The organism is Bacillus sp. C1 (genome assembly GCF_054570475.1).
On sequence record NZ_JBTMZT010000012.1, the window covers coordinates 17,570 to 40,991 of the forward strand.

Annotated in this window: 5 protein-coding genes and 3 pseudogenes; all 8 read left to right on the plus strand. The window is 32.3% G+C overall.

Translation table 11 applies throughout. The features are described 5' to 3' along the window. Window positions 1–563 precede the first annotated feature (563 nt). The 8 genes and pseudogenes from ACX5JI_RS21975 (at window position 564) to ACX5JI_RS22010 (ending at window position 23,403) form a co-directional block, all read left to right on the plus strand. The gene (locus ACX5JI_RS21975) at window positions 564–2,021 is read left to right on the plus strand and encodes an argininosuccinate lyase (protein WP_459503149.1); all 1,458 of its coding nucleotides are present in this window, start codon (window positions 564–566) and stop codon (window positions 2,019–2,021) included. Between the two features lie 194 nt (window positions 2,022–2,215). Next, window positions 2,216–3,259 carry a cysteine synthase family protein gene (locus ACX5JI_RS21980; protein ID WP_459503150.1) on the plus strand — a complete coding sequence of 348 codons (1,044 nt, stop codon included), beginning with the start codon at window positions 2,216–2,218 and terminating at the stop codon, window positions 3,257–3,259. After that, window positions 3,231–4,472, plus strand: coding sequence for an ATP-grasp domain-containing protein (locus tag ACX5JI_RS21985; protein ID WP_459503151.1), 1,242 nt, complete (start codon window positions 3,231–3,233; stop codon window positions 4,470–4,472). Before ACX5JI_RS21980 ends, ACX5JI_RS21985 begins: the two co-directional genes overlap by 29 nt. A gap of 55 nt (window positions 4,473–4,527) precedes the next feature. Further along, window positions 4,528–9,612, plus strand: coding sequence for a non-ribosomal peptide synthetase (locus tag ACX5JI_RS21990; protein WP_459503152.1), 5,085 nt, complete (start codon window positions 4,528–4,530; stop codon window positions 9,610–9,612). Continuing rightward, window positions 9,605–14,263, plus strand: a pseudogene (locus ACX5JI_RS21995) (amino acid adenylation domain-containing protein); the annotation flags it as partial. The gene ACX5JI_RS21990 and the pseudogene ACX5JI_RS21995, both read left to right, overlap by 8 nt. Window positions 14,264–14,392: 129 nt before the next feature. Beyond that, a pseudogene (locus ACX5JI_RS22000) lies at window positions 14,393–15,799 on the plus strand (amino acid adenylation domain-containing protein); the annotation flags it as partial. A gap of 108 nt (window positions 15,800–15,907) precedes the next feature. Beyond that, window positions 15,908–16,159 (plus strand): annotated as a pseudogene (locus ACX5JI_RS22005) (phosphopantetheine-binding protein); the annotation flags it as partial. A gap of 59 nt (window positions 16,160–16,218) precedes the next feature. Continuing rightward, window positions 16,219–23,403 (plus strand): non-ribosomal peptide synthetase, encoded by a 7,185-nt coding sequence (locus ACX5JI_RS22010; RefSeq protein WP_459503153.1) that lies wholly within the window; start codon window positions 16,219–16,221, stop codon window positions 23,401–23,403. Window positions 23,404–23,422: the final 19 nt, after the last annotated feature.

The following is a 23,422-nucleotide window of genomic DNA, read 5'->3' on the forward strand; positions in this document are numbered from 1 at the left end:
CTTTTTTATAAAATGGCTTGAAAAGACTTGATACAAGTGTTGCCATACGGGTACTTTCTCCGTGAAACTCGTTGTGAGGGCTTAAGACTATACGAACTTCCCTTTTCATGACTCATTTCAAGATGAATAATTCTTCTTATAGCACAATGTATGGTTTAGTAATAGTCGATATTGATAACGAGGAGAAGGGTTTTATGTATCAGATACAACAAAGTTGAAAATTCTGATTATTCTTGATAAATCGAATTTTGTATTGCTTGATTTGCTAAGATGATTTACAAAGAGTATATAGATGGAAAATCCATTTCTTGAAAAAAATGAAAAAAGGCAAATGATTTTAGCCAAGTACATATTTCTTCGGATTTTGACATTGGTATTTCAGTAGCCTTAACAGAGGCTTAGTTATGTTAATTTGAATAGAAGTGACATGTGTTTTACTAATGTGTCTTATTGATTTTTAAAGGCATCCATAGTTTGTTTCAACATAATAATTAAAAGATGATAGTGAAACTGAATAGGATAAATGCTAAATAAGATAATTTAGGGAATCTGAGGTGAAGGTAGTGAACTTAACAGGGAGAATAAAAATAGGGCCTAGTGAGGTATTACACCAAGAAGTATTAGAGCCACAATTTATTTATGAATTAGAATATTATCTTTCGCATTATGTCGCTATAGAGAAGGTATTACTTACGGAATATAAACGTTTGGAATTAATTACTGATGAGAATCAAGAAATGATAATGAAAACTTTAGATAAAGTAACAAAAGAAAGTATTAACCCAGATCCTACCGCTAATATGTCAGATATTGCTTTTGCAATAGAGAGATTTGTAGAACAAAATCTAGAAGAAGAGGTACCAGCATGGCATATTGATCGGAGTAGAAATGATTTTCAATCTTGTGCACAGATTATGTTTGGGAGAGAACAATTATTACAAGTAATAAAGGATATGAGGGATCTTTCAAACTCTGTTTATAAGCTAGCAAAAGAAACAGTATATTTACCTATGCCTGGATACACACACTATCAAGCTGCGCAAATTATTACACCAGGTTTCTATCTGGCTGCAGTCAATGAACAAGTATTGTTGGTTATGGAAAAGTTATTAAGTGTTTATGATGAAATGAATAAATGTCCACTTGGTGCTGGTGCTATGGCTGGTGGAGAGCTTGACTGGGATCGGAATAGAATGGCTATGCTTTTAGGTTTTTTAGAACCTCGTAACCACGGTTTAATTGCAGTAGCCTCACGTGATTGGATTTTACAAATTTCATCAGAACTGTCCAATTTTGGTGTTTTTTTAAGTCGATTTGTTACAGATTTAATACAATGGGGGAGTAGTGAATATAAATTTATTGATTTACCAGATCAATTGTCAGGAATATCATCTGCAATGCCTCAAAAGAAGAATTTTCCTATTCTTGAGAGGATAAGAGGGAAAACAGCGCATTTGCACGCATTTTATTCTGACTTTGTGCTAGGACAACGCAATACAGCTTACTCTAATTTGGTTGAAGTTTCTAAAGAAGCGAGTACGCATGTGATTACAATGTTTGAGACTTTTAAATCGATAATTCGTTTGCTAAAAACTACTCTAGATAATCTAACATTTAATGAAAAGAGAATGCTCGATGTTTGTACTGAGGAATTCTTTGGTGGTTTTAGTTTAGCCAATAAGCTTACTTTATCTAGTGGAATACCATACCGTCGTGCTCAAGTTATTGCTGGGCAATATATATTGAAAATGGTGGAAACTGGTTTTAGACCAGAACATGTAGATGTAAGTGTACTTAAGGAAATCGGCTTAGAACACGGATTTCAAATTAAACTCACAAGAGAGCAATTAAAGAGTGCTTTTGATGTTACACATAACATTGAAAACAAAAAAAACATTGGTTCGACCAACCCAAATGATATAAAAATACTTATGGATGAACAAGAAAAACGGTATAAAGATATTGAAGAACAATGGAATAAAAGAGAAGAGTATATTAAAAAATCAGTATCACAAATATGATGAACACATTTAATCAATGGGATAAAACGAATATTCTAATTATAGTTTCAGGTTTAGTGGCTAAAATTTTTAAACTTAATTGCTGACAATTGTTTAATAGGCTATCACTATTATTTAAGTATATATTTTTCACTATTGTCGTTTAAAAGGATATTTTGGGCCCATGATAATATACACAATGAGGTGTTAATCAAATGATAAGCGCAATCGGAGATACGCCATTAGTCAAATTAAAATTGAATAATAAAATGGCTGAAGGTAATGTTTTTGGAAAATTAGAACTGTTAAATCCATTCGGTATGAAGGATAGAGTTGCAAAACGAATTATTTTAAGAGCAAAAGAAGCAGGATTATTAAAACCCAATGCCCCTATTATAGAAAGTTCATCTGGAACAATGGCCTGTGGGCTTGCTTTAGTTGGTAAGGCATTAAATCATGAGGTGCATATTGTAACCGATCCACGTATTGATATGATTACAAAAGCAAAGTTAACCTCACTTGGTTGTGAATTGCATATCGTAGATAAAATGGATAATAAAGGGTGGCAAGGAGCTAGATTAACAAAACTTAACTCTTTGTTAGAACGATATCCTAATGCATTTTGGCCTAGACAGTATGAGAATCCGGATAATCCATCGGCTTATGATGAATTGGTACAAGAAGTAACACATGACATAGGAAAAATAGATATATTGGTATGTTCGGTAGGAAGTGGCGGTTCAATATCTGGTATAGCCAGAGGACTAAAAAAGAAAAATAAGAACTTAAAAGTTGTAGCTGTGGATGCTGTTGGAAGTGTGATTTTTGATCAACCAGATTATCCCCATAGATTACAAGGAGGATTAGGAAATAGCTTAGTAGCACCAAACGTGGATTTCAGTATAATAGACGAGGTTCATTGGCTTAATGATGAAGAGGCTTTTTCAGCGACTTTACAGTTAGCTAATAACGAACAGATTTTTGCAGGTAATAGTTCTGGATCTGTGTATGCCGTTGCACGATGGTTAAGTAAACAAACGGATAATCGAGTAAACATCTTAGCAATTTTTCCAGATAGAGGGGATCGTTATGTACACACGATTTTTAATGGAGATTATCGTGAAAAAAATGGAATGCAAAATATTGGTCTGCCACTCGATCCGAAATTTGTTTCATATGGAACAACGGTATCCTCTTGGTCTTATTCAAATTTAAAGGAAGTGAAGAACAATGCCTCCAAAGAAATTATTATTCATTGAGTCGAATACAACTGGAACTGGAATGATGGCCTTAAAGAAAGCTTACGCTATGAACTTCATTCCAATATTAATTACTAATAAACCGAGTCGCTATTTGGGACTTGAAGATACAGGATGTAAAATCATTGTTTGCGATACAAATAAGGTATGTGATATACAAAATTCTATAAATCTTGAAATTCCACATCAAGAATTGGCTGGTATTTTAACAACAAGTGAATATTACCTTGAAACGGTTGCAGAACTTGCTACTATATATAATTTACCAGGAAATTCTCTAGGAAGCATGCAAATATGTAGAAATAAATCTCTGACTCGAAAATGTTTAAAGCAAAATAATATTGGTCAACCACATTTTAAAATTATTGATGGACAAGCGCAGCTTCAGGGAGCTATTACGGAAATTGGTTTACCTTGTATTATTAAACCTGTAGATGAAAGCGGTTCTAATAATGTATTGTTATGTAATTCTTTTGGTGAGGCAGTTGAACAAGTGAAATTAATTTTACAAAAAACTAAAAATGGTAGAGGGCAAAAAACAGCTTCAACGGTTCTTGTTGAAGAGTTTATAGATGCTCCTGAATTTAGTGTTGAAGTGATTTCCTGGAAAGGGAAACATACAGTGATTGGTATTACTGAAAAATTTGTAGCAGGTCGACCTTATTTTGTTGAAGAGGGGCATATTTTTCCAGCTTTAATATCGAATGAAATAAAAGAAGGGATTTTTGAAACCGTAAAAAATGCATTGTCAGTTGTTGGAGTGAAAAATGGGGCCACACATACTGAGGTTAAATGGACAACAGACGGGTGTAAAATTATTGAGATTAATGCAAGACTTGCAGGTGGTATGATTCCGGAGTTAGTACGTCTTGTAACTAATATTGATATGATTGAGGAACAAGTAAGATGTTTTACAACTGGTCCTTCTCATTTCGATTTAGATATCAAAAGATATGCAGGTATTCAATTTATCTTAAGTAAAAAAGATGAATTAATAAAAGAGATAAGAGGAATTGAAGAAGTTAGCGCTGGTGCTGGTGTTGAGAGTGTGACATTAAATGTAGAAGTAGGGATGCAAATCCATAGACCAAAATCATTTTCTGATAGGTTAGGATTTGTTATGGTAACGGGTTTAACACATGATGAAACTAAAAAAAGAATGATAAAAGCTATTAAAGGGATTCAAATTAATCCTTTGAAAGAACGCATATAGAACTTATGTCAGGTCAATGTAATCAAAATTTTAAAGAAGGAACGGGGGAGAATTCTTGAAAAATTATAAAGACATAATGGAATGGCAAAAAACAAAAGTAGATTATCCTTTAGTATGTATGCATCAATTATTTGAAAATCAGGTACAAAAAACACCTGACCAAATAGCTGTTGTAAAACAACAAGAAAGTATTACATATAGAGAGTTAGAAGAGCAATCCAATCAAATTGCACAATATTTACAAAGATACAACATTAGTAAAGATACACCGATAGGCTTATGTATGAATCGTTCTATTCATTTAGTTGTAGTACTTATGGGAATATTGAAAGCAGGAGGTGCATATTTACCTATTGATCCAAATGCACCAAAGGCTAGAATCCAACAAATTTTAAGTGAAGTACAGGCTCCACTATGTTTTTCTGAATCGGAATTAAAATCTAATCTCCCTCTTAACCTTGCAATTGACTATATTTTTATGGATGAAATTATGGACATTTTAAACACAATGTCTACTGAAAAAGTTAGTACAGTTGTAACACCAGAGCAACTTGTATCAGTTTATTACACTTCTGGTACAACAGGAAAACCGAAATGTGTAGGAAATGTACATAGAGGTTATGTTAATAAAATTAATGCTATGCAAAGAGCCTATCCTTTGCAATTAGGAGAAACCGTTTTACAAAAAGCAACAATAGCATTCGATGATTCGTCTATAGAAATTTTTTGGCCACTTGCTGTTGGAGGGACAGTTGCATTAATGGAACCTGGATTACATCGTGATCCTAGAGAAATTGTAAATGCATTAATTCAATATAAAGTAAAATATATGTACATTGTATCAAGTATGTTAAGCAGAATAGTGGATGTAGTCGAAGAGAAGGATAGATTAAAGTTATCGAATTTAAAAGGAGTCTTTGCTGGTGCTGATCCTCTTACTCCTAGTATTGTAAGACGTTATATGGAAAAGATGCCTGGCATATTATACAATACATGGGGCGCTACAGAGGTTTCAATTGATGCTACGATACATGCTTGTTCAGAAGAAGATAAAAATGAAGAGGGTACTATTAGTATAGGAAAACCATTTGATAATGTACGTGTATATATCTTAGATGAAAAACTTCAACCTGTATGTAAAGGCGGAGTAGGTGACCTTTATGTGAGTGGCGTTGGAGTGTCGAAAGGGTATATAAATGATTCAGAACGTACAGACCAAATGTTTATAGAGGATCCTTTTTTTCTAGGGGAAAAAATGTATAAAACAGGAGATAAAGGATATTACAGAGAAGATGGATCGATTAAATTTGCTGGTCGAGTCGATAATCAAATTAAAATAAGAGGTATTCGAATTGAGTTAGAGGAAATTGAAAGCGTAATGAGAAGAGAAGCAAATGTAAAGGAATCGATAGTCCTTCTACGTGAAGATATACCCGGCGTAAAAAGACTAGTTGCTTATGTAGTTTTGCATGACGGTAAATCAGTTACTACTAATGAAATAAAAAGACATTTGAAAAATTATTTACCTGAGTATATGTGTCCACATTATATCTATCTGTTAGATAAATTTCCTTTAAATCAAAATGACAAAATTGATAAACAAGCATTACCTATTCCAGATATGATTCGACCTATATTAGAAACGGAGTATGTCGCTCCTCAAACAAATTTAGAGAAGGAATTGACAAGTATTTTTTCTCAAGTATTGAACGTAGAAAAAATAGGGACTAGAGATAGTTTCTTTGATCTTGGAGGAGATTCTATATCTGCGACACAAGTAATGAATATGATTCGTGTCTTGCTAGATCAGGATGTGCCTTTAAAATTATTATTTGAATTAAAGTGTGTATCTAATTTAGCTAATTATTTTCAACATAATTCGTATAGTATAAAAAACAAAAAAAGTATAACACCTCAAAGTGATAATAAACAGCTACCAATGTCTTATGCTCAAGAAAGAATGTGGTTACTACAAGAAATGGATTTAAATCAAGCAGCTTATAATGAACCAATAGCTTTTCGTTTACATGGGGAATTAAACGTTAAAGCATTAGAGTTAGCTTTAAATAAAATTATCGCAAGACAAGAATCTTTAAGAACATATTTTGTAGTATATAAGGAACAACCTGTTCAGAATATTGCGAATTCAATCTATCTTAATATGGATTTTATAGATTTGAGTAATGAAATTGAAAAGGAGAGTACAGCTCAGAACATTATATTAGAGGATGCTCAGAAATCATTTAATCTTAAAATACCTCCATTATTAAGAGTAAAGGTTTTTAAAATAAAGGATAAGGAATGGATTTTTTATCTAAATATGCATCATATTATTACAGATGGCTGGTCAACTGTAGTTTTCCTTGAAGAGCTAGAAGTTTTATACGATGCTTACTCTAAGAATAAAGTTTGTGACCTTGAAGAGTTGCCTGTTAGCTATTCTGATTTTTCTAATTGGCAACGAATGTGGCTAGAAAATGGTGTTTTAGAAAAACAACTTTCTTTTTGGAAAAGTGAACTATCGGGCGAACTACCTGTATTACAACTACCAATAAATTATCCTAGAAAAGTAGAGCAAACGTATAATGGAAATAAATTATATTTTACTTTAGATTCTGATTTGGTAAAAAAAATAAAAGAATTAACAAAAGAATATGAAGTCTCTGACTACATGTTTATGATGGCAGTATTCAATCTTATGTTACATCGATATTCTGGTCAAGAAGATATTTTAGTAGGGTCTCCAATTGCAAATCGTCATTATCCTAATTTAAATAATATTATAGGTTTCTTTGTAAATTCAATCGTTGTAAGAAGTCGTTATAAAAAAGATGAAACATTTGTGAGTTTTTTACACAAAATGAAAGAACGTTGTTTAGAGATTTATAGTAATCAAGATGTACCTTTTGAAATATTAGTGAGGGAACTTCAACCTAAGAGAGATTTGAAACATGCTCCTTTAGTTCAAGTTATGTTCTCTTTCCAAAATAAATTAGAAGAAAATTTAAATTTACAAGGGGTGTCTGTATCACCTATTCCAATCAACAACAAAACTTCAAGGTATGAATTAACACTCTTTTTAACTGAAAAAAGTAATGGAGAATACGATGGCGTATTTGAATATAATACAGATTTATTTAATTCAGTAACAATTCAGCGTTTTATAGATAATTTTAGAGTGTTACTAAAAGATGTTCTATCTAATCCGACAAAAGAAATCGCTAGATTGGAAATGGTAGCAGAAGGAGAACATCAACAGTTAAAAATGTGGAATCAAACAAAAGTTTCATTTCCAAAAAATAAATGTCTGCATGAACTTTTTGAAGAACAAGTTCAGAGAACGCCGAATGTAAGCGCTGTCGTTTTTGGTACAAAAGAATTAACATATAAAGAATTAGATATGAAAGCTAATCAGTTAGCACAACTTCTTATAAAAAAAGGAGTCGGACCAGATAAGATTGTTGGAATTTGTATGGAAAGGTCAGTCGAATTAGTAATTGGATTAGTAGGTATTCTAAAAGCTGGAGGTGCATATTTACCGCTTGATCCAGAGGCACCAAATGCCCGGGTAAGGCAAATTATAAGTAATGCCGGATGTGATATTTGTTTATCACAAAAATCTTTACAAAAAAATCTCTCAATAGAAGAAGCGGAAATTATTTTTCTTGATTCTGAATGGAATGATATGAATGAGGTATCCACTGAGAAGGCTCAAGTAGCTGTTACTCCGGAGCACTTGGTCTCTGTTTATTACACTTCCGGATCAACAGGTGAGCCAAAAGGTGTTGCTAATCTTCACAAAGGTTGGGTAAATCGTATGAATTGGATGCAGAATAAGTTTAATTTGAAGGCTGGGGAAACAGTGCTTCAAAAAACCACCTTAACTTTTGATGATTCGGCAGTTGAATTTTTTTGGCCTTTAATTACTGGAGGAAGGATTGCATTAATGAATCCAGGAATGCATAGAGATCCAAGGGAAATAATTAATGCAGCTATTTTTTATCATACTGTTCATCTTCAATTTGTTCCAAGTATGCTAAATATGGTACTTGATGAACTACACCTTGAGGATCGAAAGTATCTCAGTTCTTTGAGAAATTGTATATCGAGTGGAGAGGCATTATCCCCAAAAACAGTAGAAAAATTCTATCAAAAGATGCCGGGAAATTTACATAATACATGGGGGGCAACAGAAGTTTCAATTGATTCAACTATTTACACTTGTAATCTTAAGGATAGTCAAGATCATGGAGCTGTCTGTGTAGGAAAACCATTTGATAATAACGAGGTATATATACTGGATGAATATCTTCAACCAGTTCCTATTGGTGTAACGGGCGATTTATATCTAGCAGGAGTTGGATTAGCGAGAGAATATGTAAAGGATGAAGAGAAAACAAAGAACGTATTTATACAAAATCCATTTATAGAAGATGAAAAAATGTACAAGACTGGAGATCGTGGATATTTACTTCAAGATGGTTCAATTAAATTCATTGGAAGAGATGATAATCAAGTTAAAATCCGTGGGATGCGTGTAGAATTAGGAGAAATTGAAGCAACACTACTTAAACATTTCTTAGTTAAAGACGCAGTAGTTGTCTTACAAAAAGAAACTGAGGAGTTACAAAGGCTTATAGCTTATGTTATTCCAAATAAACAATTATCACCTCAAAATTTAGAGACAGAAGAAATAAGAAATTATCTGAGGAATGAATTGCCTGAATACATGGTTCCTTCATTCTTATTATTTCTTGATACATTTCCTCTGAATGAAAATGGAAAACTTGATCGTAAAAAGCTGCCAGCTGTAGACCGACAAATGTATGTTCATGATGTCATACTTGTTCCACCGGAAACAATGGTGGAGAAAGTGATAGCTAATATTTGGAAAGAACTTTTGCAATTAGATGATATAGGTGTAGATGATAACTTTTTTAATCTGGGAGGGCACTCCTTACTAGCTACACAAGTAGTATCACGTATTCGTAGACAATATAAAATTGAAATCCCATTACGAGAGATATTTACTAAACCAACAATCAGACAATTATCAGAAGAATTGGAGAGTGAAATAATTAATAAAATTGAAAATATGACTGATGAAGAAGCATATGAGTTGCTAAATAAAAATGTTTGATTCTAATGAGGGGGAGATAGTGGTGAAATCAAGTGGAAATAAAAATGAATTATCCGAGGTAAAAAAAACTTTACTTCGGAAGTTGCTTCAAGGAAACGGTAATGATTCTAGCGAGAAAATAAAACCATATCCGAGAGAAGGAACGATTCCATTATCATATGCTCAAAAACGTCTATGGTTTTTAAGCCAATTATATCCTAACAATCATTTTTATAATGTTCCTTATGTTATTCATTTCAAAGGTAACCTTCATATTGAACATTTAAAGAAAAGTACTTTGATGCTAATCAAAAGGCATGAAAGTTTGAGAACTATATTTCAAGAAATAGACGGAACTCCAGTTCAGGTTATTCAAGAAGAGTATCAAATTGATATTCCAGATATAAATCTTAATTATTTGTCATTAGAACAACGTGAGAAGGTAGCTTTAGAAATAATTGAAAAGGAAATACAAAATCCTTTTGATATTCAAAAGGGACCTAATGTCCGTGCTCAAATTATTTCTTTAGATGATGAAAATCATTATTTTATTTTTAATGTTCATCATATTTGTTTTGACGGATGGTCTGCAGGAGTTTTCTTTAAAGAACTTTCGTCTCTTTATGAAAGTAATAGGACTGGAAACTCGAATGAATCATCGGAATTATCAATTCAATATGCAGATTATACTTTTTGGCAGCGAGAATTATTGGAAGGTGAAGAATATAATCGTCAATTAAGATATTGGGAAGAAAAATTAAATGGTGATATTCATCCGATTCCATTACCTTATGACAAATTTAAAAAAGAACAAAGCTTTAATGGAGCAATTGTTCCGTTCTATATAAATTTGGATGTATATCGAGAGATAAAAAGCTTGAGTAATAAAGAAGGTGTTTCTATTTTTATGACTCTTTTAGCAATCTTTAAATTGCTACTATCTCGTTACTCTAACCAGAATGACATTTTGGTAGGAACTCCTATTGCCAATCGTAGCCATAAGGAATTAGAGGATATTATTGGTTTTTTTGCTAATACTCTTATTTTAAGAACAGATGTATCTTGGGAATTAACCTTCCGTCAATTGCTAGAACGTGTACAAAAGGTTTGTTTAGATGCGTATTCCCATCAAGATTTACCATTTGAAAAAATTGTTGAAAAGTTAGCACCTGAACGAGATTTGAATAAAAACCCGCTGTTTCAAGTTATGTTTAATTTTTATGAGGCACCAGATCAAATAGCTTTTAAGGGGTTACAAACTAATTTTATAGATTTTGATAATAAAACGGCAAAATTTGAGCTTCAGATGGAATTTGTAGAAAAGGATGAGGGGTTATACGGGATACTCGAATATAATACAGATTTATTTCATAAGGAAACGATAGATAGAATGATAGGGCATTATCAGAAGTTAACTGAAGTGATTGTGAGGAACCCAGATTTAAGCATCAAAGATATTTCTTTTCTTTTAGAAGAAGAAAAGAATCTTCTATTAGATGAATGGAATGAGACAACATTCATCTACTCAGATGAGAAATGTTTACATGAGTTATTTGAAGAAAAGGTGAATCAGTATTCTGACGATGTAGCAATTATTTATGAGGATCAAAAAATCACATATAGAGAATTGAATCGACGTGCAAATGCTCTTGCTATGTATTTAAAACAACAAGGTGTCAGCTCTGATATGGGTGTAGGTATTTATATGAGAAGGTCTATCGATATGGTAATTGCGGTCATTGGAATTTTAAAAGCAGGCGGAATGTATGTACCTTTAGATCCAAATTATCCGGTTGAACGTTTAGAATATATGAGGAAAGAATCTAATCTATTCCTTATATTGACGCATAGTGAACTGGATGGATATTCAAAGTTTCATACTGTAAATAAAATTTATTTGGATAAAATCTGGGGTCAATTGACTTTAACAGATCAAAATGTAAAAAACGACGTTACTCCTCAAAATCTAATTTATTTAACTTATACATCAGGATCTACTGGTAAACCAAAGGGAATTGGAATGACTCATCAAGCCATAGTCAATCTAATTGAGTGGCAGGATAAGAAATGGATTTATCCAGGTAAAGTTAAATCACTTCAATTTTCTAGCTTGAATTTTGATATGTCCTGTTTAGAGATTTTTTCAACATTTCAATCAGGCGGAACATTAGTTATTCCTAATGAATCATGTATAAGAGATCCATATTTGTTGTTGCAATTAATCTTAAAACAAAAAATTGAAAGAGCGAGTTTTCCTTATGTTGGATTTCAACAATTATGTGAAGTCTCTAATCATGTTGATCCGTTAGAATTTAACTTGAAAGAAATTATTGTTACAGGTGAACAGCTAAAACTTAATTCTAAGATCCGTAGTTGGATAAAAGGCATGAAAGATTGTGTATTACATAATCATTATGGTCCATCGGAAACTCATGTTGTTACGTCATATACTATACTGGATGTTGATAAAGAGGATAATCTGCCACCAATCGGTAGACCAATCAGTAATACTAAACTATATGTGTTGGATAAAAACTTTAAATTGGTTCCCCAAGGTGTTGCGGGAGAATTATATATATCTGGGGATTGCTTAGCTAGAGAATATTTAAATCAACCAGAATTAACGAAAGAGAAATTTATTGAAAACCATTTTTGTTTAGAATCAGATGAAAAGATGTATAAAACTGGTGATTTAGTACGTTATAAATCTGATGGTAATATTCAATTTTTGGGTAGAATTGATAACCAATTAAAAATTAGGGGATATAGAATTGAACCTAGTGAGATTGAATCGATAATCAATCAATTTCTAGGCATAAGAGAAGTAGTAGTTGAAGCGAAAAATAATGCATCCGGCTATCCGTATCTTATTGCTTATTATGTTACAGATGGACTGAAACAAATCAAAAATGAAGAAATAGAATCCTTTTTAGTGGATAAGTTACCAGATTATATGATTCCTAGATTTTATGTACAATTGGATGCGATACCTTTAACTCCTAGTGGGAAAATCAATCGTCTTATATTACCAGATCCTGATTTAGAAAAGTTTAATCATTCTGAATGTAATACACTTGAAACAGAAACAGAGAAACAAATGGCTCTAATCTGGAGTGAGGTACTTGGTTACGAACATATTGGTAGAGAAGATAACTTTTTCCATCTAGGAGGGCATTCTCTTATAGCGACCCAAGTTATATCACGTGTCCGAAAAAAATTTAATATTGAAATACCTCTTCGTGGAATATTTGAATATCCGGTTTTGAAATATTACTGTAAGCAACTAGATAAAGAACTCTTAAAAGAACGTTTTATATTAAATGATGAAATCCTATCTATAGAGGGAGAAAAGGAATACCCTTTATCTTTCTCACAAGAGCGTATTTGGTTTTTTGATCAAATGGAGCCAGGGAATTCTGTATACAATTTAGATTATTCAATTGCAATTACAGGGGAATTAGATATTTCCTTACTAGAAGCTAGCTTGAATTTTGTTGTTAATCGACATGAAATATTAAGAACAACTTTTCAAGAAGTTGATGGAACCCCCGTCCAAGTGATGGCTTTAGAATCATATACACCAGTTTCATATGTTGATTTACGTCATATATGTAACGATAGGGTTTTTGAGTATGCTAGACGGTTAGCTGCAGAAGAAGTAAATCAGCCTTTTAATCTAGCAGAAGGTCCTTTAATTAGAGCAAAAGTATATCAATTAGATGTAAACAGATATTTTTTAGTTGTTAGTATGCATCATATTGTGACAGATGGTTGGTCTATAAAACTATTTGAAGAAGAGTTATTTAGCTATTATAAATCTTATGGTAAAAATACGATTTCTCATGTGCCTAAATTACCTATTCAATATAAAGATTTTGCATACTGGCAAAGAAAACAAAATGAGGGGAATTTGCAGAAACAATTAGCATATTGGAAGGAGAAATTAAGTGGTGAACTTCCTATATTAAATATGCCAAGCGATTATATGAGATCTCAAACAAGATCCTTTAAAGGAGAGCAGCTCTCTTTTACAATCGAGGAAAATTTAGCTGCGAAATTAAAAGCGTTTAGTCAAGAACATGGTGTTTCACTTTTTATGACTCTATTAACTGGTTTTAAAGGATTATTGTTTCGGTATACAGAACAAGAGGATCTTATAGTTGGGACTCCTATAGCTAATCGAAATCATAAAGATATTGAAAACTTAATTGGTTTCTTTGTGAATACATTACCGCTACGTACAAAATTAAATTCGTCAATGAGCTGGAAAGAGCTATTAAATAATATAAAGCTAGTAACTTTAGAAGCTTATGAAGGACAGGATATACCATTTGAGAGGTTAGTTAATGAAATACAACCGGAGAGAGAATTAAGTAATTCACCCATATTTCAAATAATGTTTGCTTTTCAAAATCAGCCAATTACGACCGTTGATAAAATTACAGAGTTAAGTATCCAAGCTATTAATATAGAGGGAAATACATCACTTTTTGATATAAGTATGTCGTTGGAAGAAAAAGGAGATAAAATAATAGGTGTGGTTGACTATTGCTCAGATCTATTTAAGAGAGAGACAATTCAAAGGTTTATTAGCCATTATTTAATTTTATTAGAAGAAATCGTGCGGAATGTTAATCAGAAGGTTCTTAAAACGCAAATGCTAAGTACTGAGGAAATACAAAAAGTAATAGTGGATTGGAATCAAACTGAATATCCATTTCCTGAGAAAATGTGTGTGCATAAGTTAATTGAAGAAGTTGTAAGAAGGTTACCAAATCATACAGCAATCATGTATCAAGATAAATCTATCACTTATTGGGAACTAAATGAAAAAGCGGAGCGAATAGCCCGATTTTTAAAAGGAAAACATGTTGGTTCTAATACGCCAGTAATACTTTGTATGGATCGTTCTATCGACTTTATCGTTTCAATTCTAGGGGTTTTAAAAGCAGGCGGTGCGTATGTCCCACTAGATCCTAGTTATCCAAAAGATAGGTTGTCTTATATGATCAAAGATTCTCAAGCATCAGTAATCTTAACTTCATTAAAATATGAGGATATTTTCTCACAACATAAGCAAGAGGTAATTACTTTTGAAAATTTACCAGATCAAGTTGATTTAACTGAGTCAGTTCCAAACAAATTAGAAGAACAAGATCGCTCTGAACATTTGGCTTTTATTATTTATACCTCTGGTTCTACTGGGAAACCAAAAGGAGTTCAAATTAAACATCAATCTATAGTAAATTTCATTCATTACATGACTGATTTTTGTGAATTTACAAAAGATGATAGGGTAGGTCAATATGCAAGTATTAGTTTTGATCTTTCAGCTATGGATATTTTTATGGCGCTTGTAAAAGGAAGTACCTTAGTTTTAAGCCCGAATAATGTATTATCTGCTAATGAATTTTCGGATTGGGTTGAAGAAAATAAAATTTCTAGTATCTGTATTCCAACTGCTTATTGGGATTTTTGGGTTAAAGAAATAGCTAATGAAAAAGTGCTATTGCCTTCATCTTTACGGATGATTTTAGTCGGAGGAGAAAAAGTTTCATTAGCAACATATAAAGAATGGTATGAAATTTCTGGGGAAATACCTTGTTTCATTCTCTATGGTCCTGCAGAAACAACGTGTGCTTCAACTGTGTACAAGCCCGAAAATCAATGGAACCATGAAGTTGTAACTGAATTGCCAATTGGACGCCCTATTGCAAATACTGAGGTCTATGTCTTGAATTCAAACATGCAACTAGTACCTATTGGAGTGCCGGGTGAGCTGTATATTGGCGGAGTTGGATTATCGCCTGGTTATTTAAACCTTCATGAAAAAAATGAAAAGCATTTTGTTAAACATCCATTTAAAGAAGGGAAACGTTTGTATAAAACTGGAGACAAAGTAAAGTTATTATCAAATGGACAATTAGTCTTCTTAGATCGATATGACAATCAAATTAAATTAAGAGGATTTCGTATTGAACTTGGGGAAATTGAAGAAACACTAGAACAGCATCCATATATACAAAAGGCAATAGTGATTGTAAGAGATGATGTAATTGAGGGGCAAAAGCAATTAGTTGCCTATATTCAAACAAGAGAGAGAACAGAGGAAATACATTCCTATAAGTTAAAGGAGTATATGGAGAAGAAAGTCCCAAACTATATGATACCGTCTTATTTTGTATTAGTAAAAGAGATGCCAAAAAGTCCTAATGGAAAAATAGATCGAAAAGCATTACCAAAGCCAAAAGAAGAAACAATTAAAATAAATGTACAAATTTCACCTAGGAATAAAATTGAAGTGAAGTTGGCAAACATTTGGATGGATGTTCTTAACCTTAGAACGATTAGTATGGATGATAACTTCTTTCATTTAGGAGGTCATTCTCTGTTAGCGACTCAAGTTATATCGCGAATTAGAACATCATTTGGAATAGATTTACCATTGAAAAATATATTTGAATATCCAACAATATCTCAATTAGAAAAAATTATTGAAAATAGGAGACTAGAAAAAAATGAAGAAAAAATTGTGAAGCGGAGAAGAGATTTACATCGATTACAATAGAGAAGTTGTAATCAAAAATCTAATAATCATTAATTATAATGTGGAAGGAGAAGAATAAGGTGTTTCAAAAAGAGACAAATAAATCGAATGAAGTAATAACCACCGAAGAGTACTATACATTTCCAGCATCTTTTGCTCAAAAAAGATTATATTTTTTAAATGAACTTTTATCTGATTCTTCTGTATATAATATGCCGATGTTTGTGTCTTTGAAGGGGAATTTGAATAAAGATGTATTAGAAAGAGCTTTAAATACTTTGGTTACCTTACATGAAGCGTTGAGAACACATTTTAGTGTGATTCAAAATGAAGTCATACAAGTAATTAGACCGTATTCTCAATTTAAGTTAGAAATAAAATTGGTCCGAAGTGAGTTAGAAGCTAATGCTTATATGGAAGTAGAAGCAAGAAAACAGTTTGATTTAAATAAAGGACCACTTTTTGAAGCTACATTATTAACAGATGAAATAGATACTCATTTTTTATTAATTAATATGCATCATATTATCTCCGATGGATGGTCTGTAAGCATTTTGTTTAATGAAATATTCAGGTTGTATCAATCTTTTGCAGTAGATGAAGAACTCCCTTTATTAGAACCTGAATTTCAGTATGCTGATTATTCTGGATGGCAGGAAGACCAATTTGAAAAAAGTCATTGGCAAAAACAATTGATGTATTGGAAAGATAAACTTGGTAATGATTTGCCAGTATTGCAATTGCCCATAGAAAAATCCAGGCCGAAAATTGTAAGTAATAGAGGGAGCTTCACTCAATTTATAATACCTCTTGATGTATCAAAAGGTATCAGTCAATTATGCCAGACAGAGAATAGTACGTTATTTATTGGTTTACTTACAGCATTTAATATACTTTTAAATAGATATTCACAACAGGAAGATATAATCATTGGGACTACGATTGCAAATAGAAACAGAATTGAATTTGAAGAAACACTGGGGTTATTTGCAAATACAATTGCTATTAGAACAGATCTTTCTAGCAATCCTACTTTTAGAGAATTATTAAAAAGGGTACGTGATGTAACTATCGAGGCATATGAGAATCAGGATATTCCTTTTGAAAAAATTGTAGAGGAGTTAAATCCTACTCGAAGTTTGAATTATTCTCCGATATTTCAAGCGATGTTTGTATTGCAAAATACACCCGACATACAGTGGGATGTAGCTGGATTAGAAATTAAACCTATTAAGATAGATACAGGAACAGCGAAATTTGAATTGACATTAGATATGGAAAGTACAGTTGATGGCTTGGTGGGGGTATTGGAATATCAAACAGACTTATTTAATCAAGAAATGATTGATAGAATGTCCGCTCATTTTCAAACATTACTAGCTGATATTGTCCAAAATCCAGATCAATCTATAAATGAATTACAGTTAATGATAGAAAATGAAAGAAGAGAGTTACTATATAGATCTATAGAAAAACAAGATGTCCTCTTATGTAGTCATGAAATATTTGCAAAGCAAGCCGAGAAAACTCCTGATGCTATAGCTATTATTTTTGAAGATCAGACTATAACTTATGAAAAGCTAAATCAACAAGCTAATCAATTAGCTCATTATCTTCAAAAAAAGGGAGTAGGTCCGGAAATAATGGTAGGGTTATGTATAGATCGTTCAATTGACCTTATCATTGGGATATTAGGGATATTAAAGGCTGGCGGAGCTTACGTACCAATAGATCCAACAATTCCTAAGGCGAGATTAGACTATTTTATTCAGGATTCAGGAATAAACCTTCTAGTAACTCAAGATAACTTGAGCAATGAGTATTGCACACAAAATATAGAGAAGATCTTGTTAGACAAGGATTGGCTAAATATAAGTAAAGAAAGTAAAGAAAACTTGAATAGTGGAGTACATCCAGGGAATTTGGCTTATGTTATTTACACATCGGGTTCTACAGGTGATCCAAAAGGTACGCTAATACCACATGGAAATATTACTAGATTATTTTCATCGACAAGCAAGTGGTTTCAGTTTAATGAAAATGATACGTGGACTTTATTTCACTCGTATGCTTTTGATTTTTCAGTTTGGGAAATATGGGGAGCATTACTCTATGGTGGTAAATTAGTTATTGTACCTTATTGGGTTAGTAGAGATACTGAGAAGTTTTACGATTTACTTATTAAAGAAAAAGTTACCATCTTGAATCAAACGCCTTCAGCTTTTTATCAGTTAATTAAGATAGATGAAAAAAAGTTATTATCGCCGACTCAGCTAAGTTTAAGAAAAGTTGTCTTTGGAGGTGAGGCACTGGAATATAGAGTGTTACGTCCTTGGATTCAAAAGTACGGAGATAAAGTGCCACAGTTGGTAAATATGTATGGAATTACAGAAACTACTGTTCATGTTACTTATAGGCCAATAACATATGAAGATATAGAGAAAAATATCAAAAGCATGATAGGTATCGCAATTCCAGATTTATATGTTTTAGTATTAGATGCATATATGCAACCCGTACCGGTTGGTGTACAGGGGGAGCTCTTTGTAGGAGGAGCAGGGTTGGCAAGAGGGTATCTAAATAAACCGGAATTAACTTCTACTAGATTTATAGATAATCCTTTTAGTCAAAAGCCAGAAAAATTATATCGAACAGGAGATTTAGGGAAAGTATTATCAAACGGTGAAATTGAGTATTGTGGGCGTATAGATAATCAGGTGAAAATACGCGGATTTCGTATTGAATTAGGGGAAATTGAATCAAAGTTGGTTTCGCATCCAAAAGTAAGAGAGGCTGTTGTGGTGGTACATGAGGATAGTGACACAAACAAAAGACTATTAGCATGTGTTACTTCTTCAAATGATATCAAAAGTAAAGAATTAAGAAATTTCTTGAGAGAAATGCTTCCGGATTATATGGTACCTTCACAGTTTATGATTTTGGAGCAATTTCCACTTACGAGTAACGGTAAGATTGATAGAGGACAATTGTTAAACAGTATGAATGAAGTCACGATTGATAAAGAAGATTATATAGGACCGAGAAATGAAATAGAAGAGATCATAACAGAAATATGGTCAAATGTCTTAGAACAAAAAATTATAGGAATTGATGATAATTACTTTGAGTTAGGTGGAGATTCGATTAAAAGTATTCGGATCTTATCACTAATAAAGGAAAAAGGCTACATTGTTGACATGTCAGATATATTTATGCATCAAACTATTCGTAAATTAGCACCAAATATTAGAAAGAAAGGTAGTTTTTCAACACAATTAATTGAGTCTTTACCAGTCATTTCTAAAAAAGATATGCAAAAAGTAAGTAACAATGTAGAAGATATTTATCCATTAACAAAACTTCAAGAGGGAATGTTGTACCATAGCGAACTGTCAAACCTAACACCTATATATCATAACATTTCAACTTTTAGGATCAGAGCACCTTATGAGGAAGAATCATGGATTTTTGCATTTGAAGAATTGTTATCACGACATCCAATTTTACGAACATCATTTGACTTTATAAATTTTAGTGAACCTATGCAAATTGTTCATCGTAAAGTTGAACTGCCTATAAAGTTTGTTGATTTGACACATTTGAATAAAAAGACTCAGGATGTAGAATTAAAAAAAGAATTTGAATATGAGACAGTTGCTTCTTTTGACTGGATGAAAGCACCTCTTTTGAGAATCAGGATTTATAAACTTTCTGACGATGTTATACAGATGTCGATTATAGAGCATCATGCTATCTTAGATGGCTGGAGTGTTGCTTCTATGCAAACTGAATTATTTAGTTTATATCAATCTAAAATAAAAAAAGAACCAACAGATACAAACAATAAACCAAAAGTATTATTCAAACATTATTTGGAATTAGAGAGAAAGGCATTACATGATCAGAAACAGAAAGAATTTTGGGTAAACAAGTTAACTAATATGGCATTTTCGAAGATACCTCGTTGGGATAACGCCAAAATGGAATCCAAGATGGAATTAGTAGAGTTCCATATTCCAAAAGAACTATCTAATGCCATCAAATCTTTAGCTATAAGTATAAAAGTACATGTTAAAAGTATATTACTTGCTGCCCATTTTAAAGTAATTTCTATACTAAGTGGGAATCAAGATATTGTTACAGGGGTAGTATCGAATGGTAGAAGTGAAGAAAAAGATGGAGAGAAAGTATTAGGGCTATTTTTAAATACTTTACCAATAAGAATTAATATTTCAGGAGGTACTTGGATAGATTTAATACAATCAACATTTAAAGAAGAGCAAGAAACTTTAGACTTCCGTCGCTATCCAGTTTCTCAAATTCAACAAGATTGTGGTGGAGATAGTCTGTTTGAAACATTTTTTAACTTTACTAATTTTCATGTGTACAAGTCTGTGTCTGATTTGAACGATATTGAGATATTACAAGAAGATGGAATAGCAAATACTAACTTTCCATTGGGTGTAGAATTTGGACAAGATTTATCTACATCGGATATTAGAATGGATTTAAGATGGGATATGGCAGAATTTAGTAAAGAACAAATTGAATTAATAGGTGATTATTATTTAAAAGTACTAAATTCAATGGTAGATAATCCAAGGGAAAATCATGGGAGTAAACATTTCTTGTCTGAAAAAGAAATGAAATTGATGAAAGAATGGAATGATACTCAAGTATTGTATGAGAAAGATCATATCCTTCACCAGTTAATTGAATTCCAAGTAGAAAAAAAACCAGAACAAATAGCACTTAAGTTTGAAAAAGAAACTTTGACGTATCGAGAGATGAACAACAGGGTAAATAAATTGGCAAATGAATTAATTGAATCTGGCGTGAAAACAGGTGACTTTGTTGGGATTTGTTTAGACAGGTCTATTGAAATGGTAATTAGTTTAATTGGAATTCTTAAAGTTGGTGCAGCTTATGTGCCAATAGATCCTGAAAATCCGGTTAATAGAATAGCGGATTTAATAAAAGATTCAGGGATATCTATGTTAATTACGAATCAGAAGCTAAAAGAAAAGATTTCCTCTTTTACTCAAAGAATAAAGTGTATTGAGGAAAAAGGTGAAATGGATGCATATCGTTTTATAGATAATCCTAATGTGGAAGTATCAGAAAAAGATATTGCATATATGCTGTATACCTCTGGGTCAACTGGGAAACCTAAGGGAGTTATTGTATCCCATCGTGCCATTTGTAACAGGTTATTATGGAAACAAGACTATTTTAAATTGACTAGTAGCGATAGAGTGTTACAAAAGACACCTTATACATTCGATGTATCGATATGGGAATTTTTTTGGCCTTTAATAACGGGAGCGTGTTTAGTTATTGCTAAACCGAATGGACACAAGGATCCAAATTATTTAGTAAACATTATTCAAGAGGAAAATATAAGTACAATTCATTTTGTTCCATCGATGTTACAAGAGTTCCTAGAAGAAGATATAGGGAAATGTACGAGCTTGAAAAGAGTTTTATGTAGTGGTGAAGCTTTACCGTTTGATTTGCAACAGCGTTTTTTTGCCAAATCAGAAAGCGATTTATTTAATTTATACGGTCCGACCGAGGCTGCTATTGATGTAAGCTGTTGGAAATGCATACGAGATGATAAAAGTAAAATCGTTTCTATAGGAAAGCCAATTTCTAATATTCAATTATATATTTTGAATAATGAGTTACAATCTGTACCAATTGGTGTAACAGGAGAATTGTTTATAGGAGGTGTAGGTTTAGCAGAAGGGTATCATCAACAACCAACTATTACGGAGGAAAGATTCATTCCTTCTCCATTTAGTACGAATGTTAAAGAGAAGTTATATCGTACTGGGGATTTAGCTGCATATTCATTGAATGGGAATATCGAGTATAAAGGGAGAACAGATTACCAAATAAAAATTCGGGGGTTTCGTGTTGAACTAGGGGAAATAGAAGCTGTTATAAGCGGTCATCCTATTATTCGAGACTGTGTAGTTTTATATAAAGAGATGATAACGGGTATGGGATATTTAGCGGCGTATCTAGTGACAAATCAAAACGATCGTATAGAAATAAAAGAATTACAGGATTATATTCGACAGTTTTTACCTTATTATATGATACCGACTAGTTGGACGATACTAGATAGTATGCCTCTAACATCAAGTGGAAAGGCGGATCGAAAACAATTACCGGACCCTAATTTTATGTTAAACGTACAAGAAGAATATGTTCCGCCACGAGATTTATTAGAATGGAAACTAGTTCGTATCTGGGAAGAAATACTTAATGTGAAACCAATTGGAATAAGAAATACTTTTGTAGAATTAGGTGGACATTCCTTATTAGCAGTTAGATTAATGGCTTTAATTAAAAAGAAATTATTTAAGCAAGTAACTCTCCCGCTACTTATGAAAAACGATACAGTAGAAAAAATGGCTTCAGTTTTAAAGGAAGAATATGATACAGAATCTTCAATCGTTAAGATTCAATCAGGTAAATCTACATCTACACCCCCACTTTTTTTCATTCATCCAGTGGGAGGTAACTTATTTTGCTATAAATCGTTGATTGAATCTCTAGGTGATAACTTTACAATCTATGGAATTCAGTCACCGAGTATTAGCGCTGGATTAAATAATTTAAATACAATAGATAAAATGACAGATTTCTATATTGAGGAAATAAAAAAGGTGCAACAGCAGGGACCGTATTGCATTGTTGGATGGTCTTTTGGTGGAGTAGTTGGGTTTGAAATAGCAAGGAAGTTGAAAAATAATGGTGAAGAAATAAAAACTTTAACATTATTGGATAGTTACCTCTTAAAAATCCCGAAAGAACAGTTTGAAGATGAAAAATTTTATCTTCTATCATTTCTAGATGACTTATTAAATTCTTTAGGGGACATTGAATTAAAAGAGATAGAGGAACATATAAAACAATCTCTTATAAGAGAAGATTATCTAAAATATTTATTCATTACCCTGGAAGAAAAAGGTGTTTTCCGTAATTTAGAATTTTCTCAATTTATAAACTACTTCAATGCATATAAAATAAATTTACAGGCACTCTCTAGTTATAAACCGAAAATTTATGATGGCAACATAATGTATTTTAGGGCAGAAGATTCTCAAAATGATACAAGACTCAATATCAATAGGTGGGAAAAATTAGTTAATGGTCGTTTTGAAATTCAAGATATCATGTCAAATCATTATCAATTATTACACTCTCCTCATTCAGAGGTTATAGCTCAAGCGATAAAATTATGCATACATTAATAAAATATAAGGGGTATTC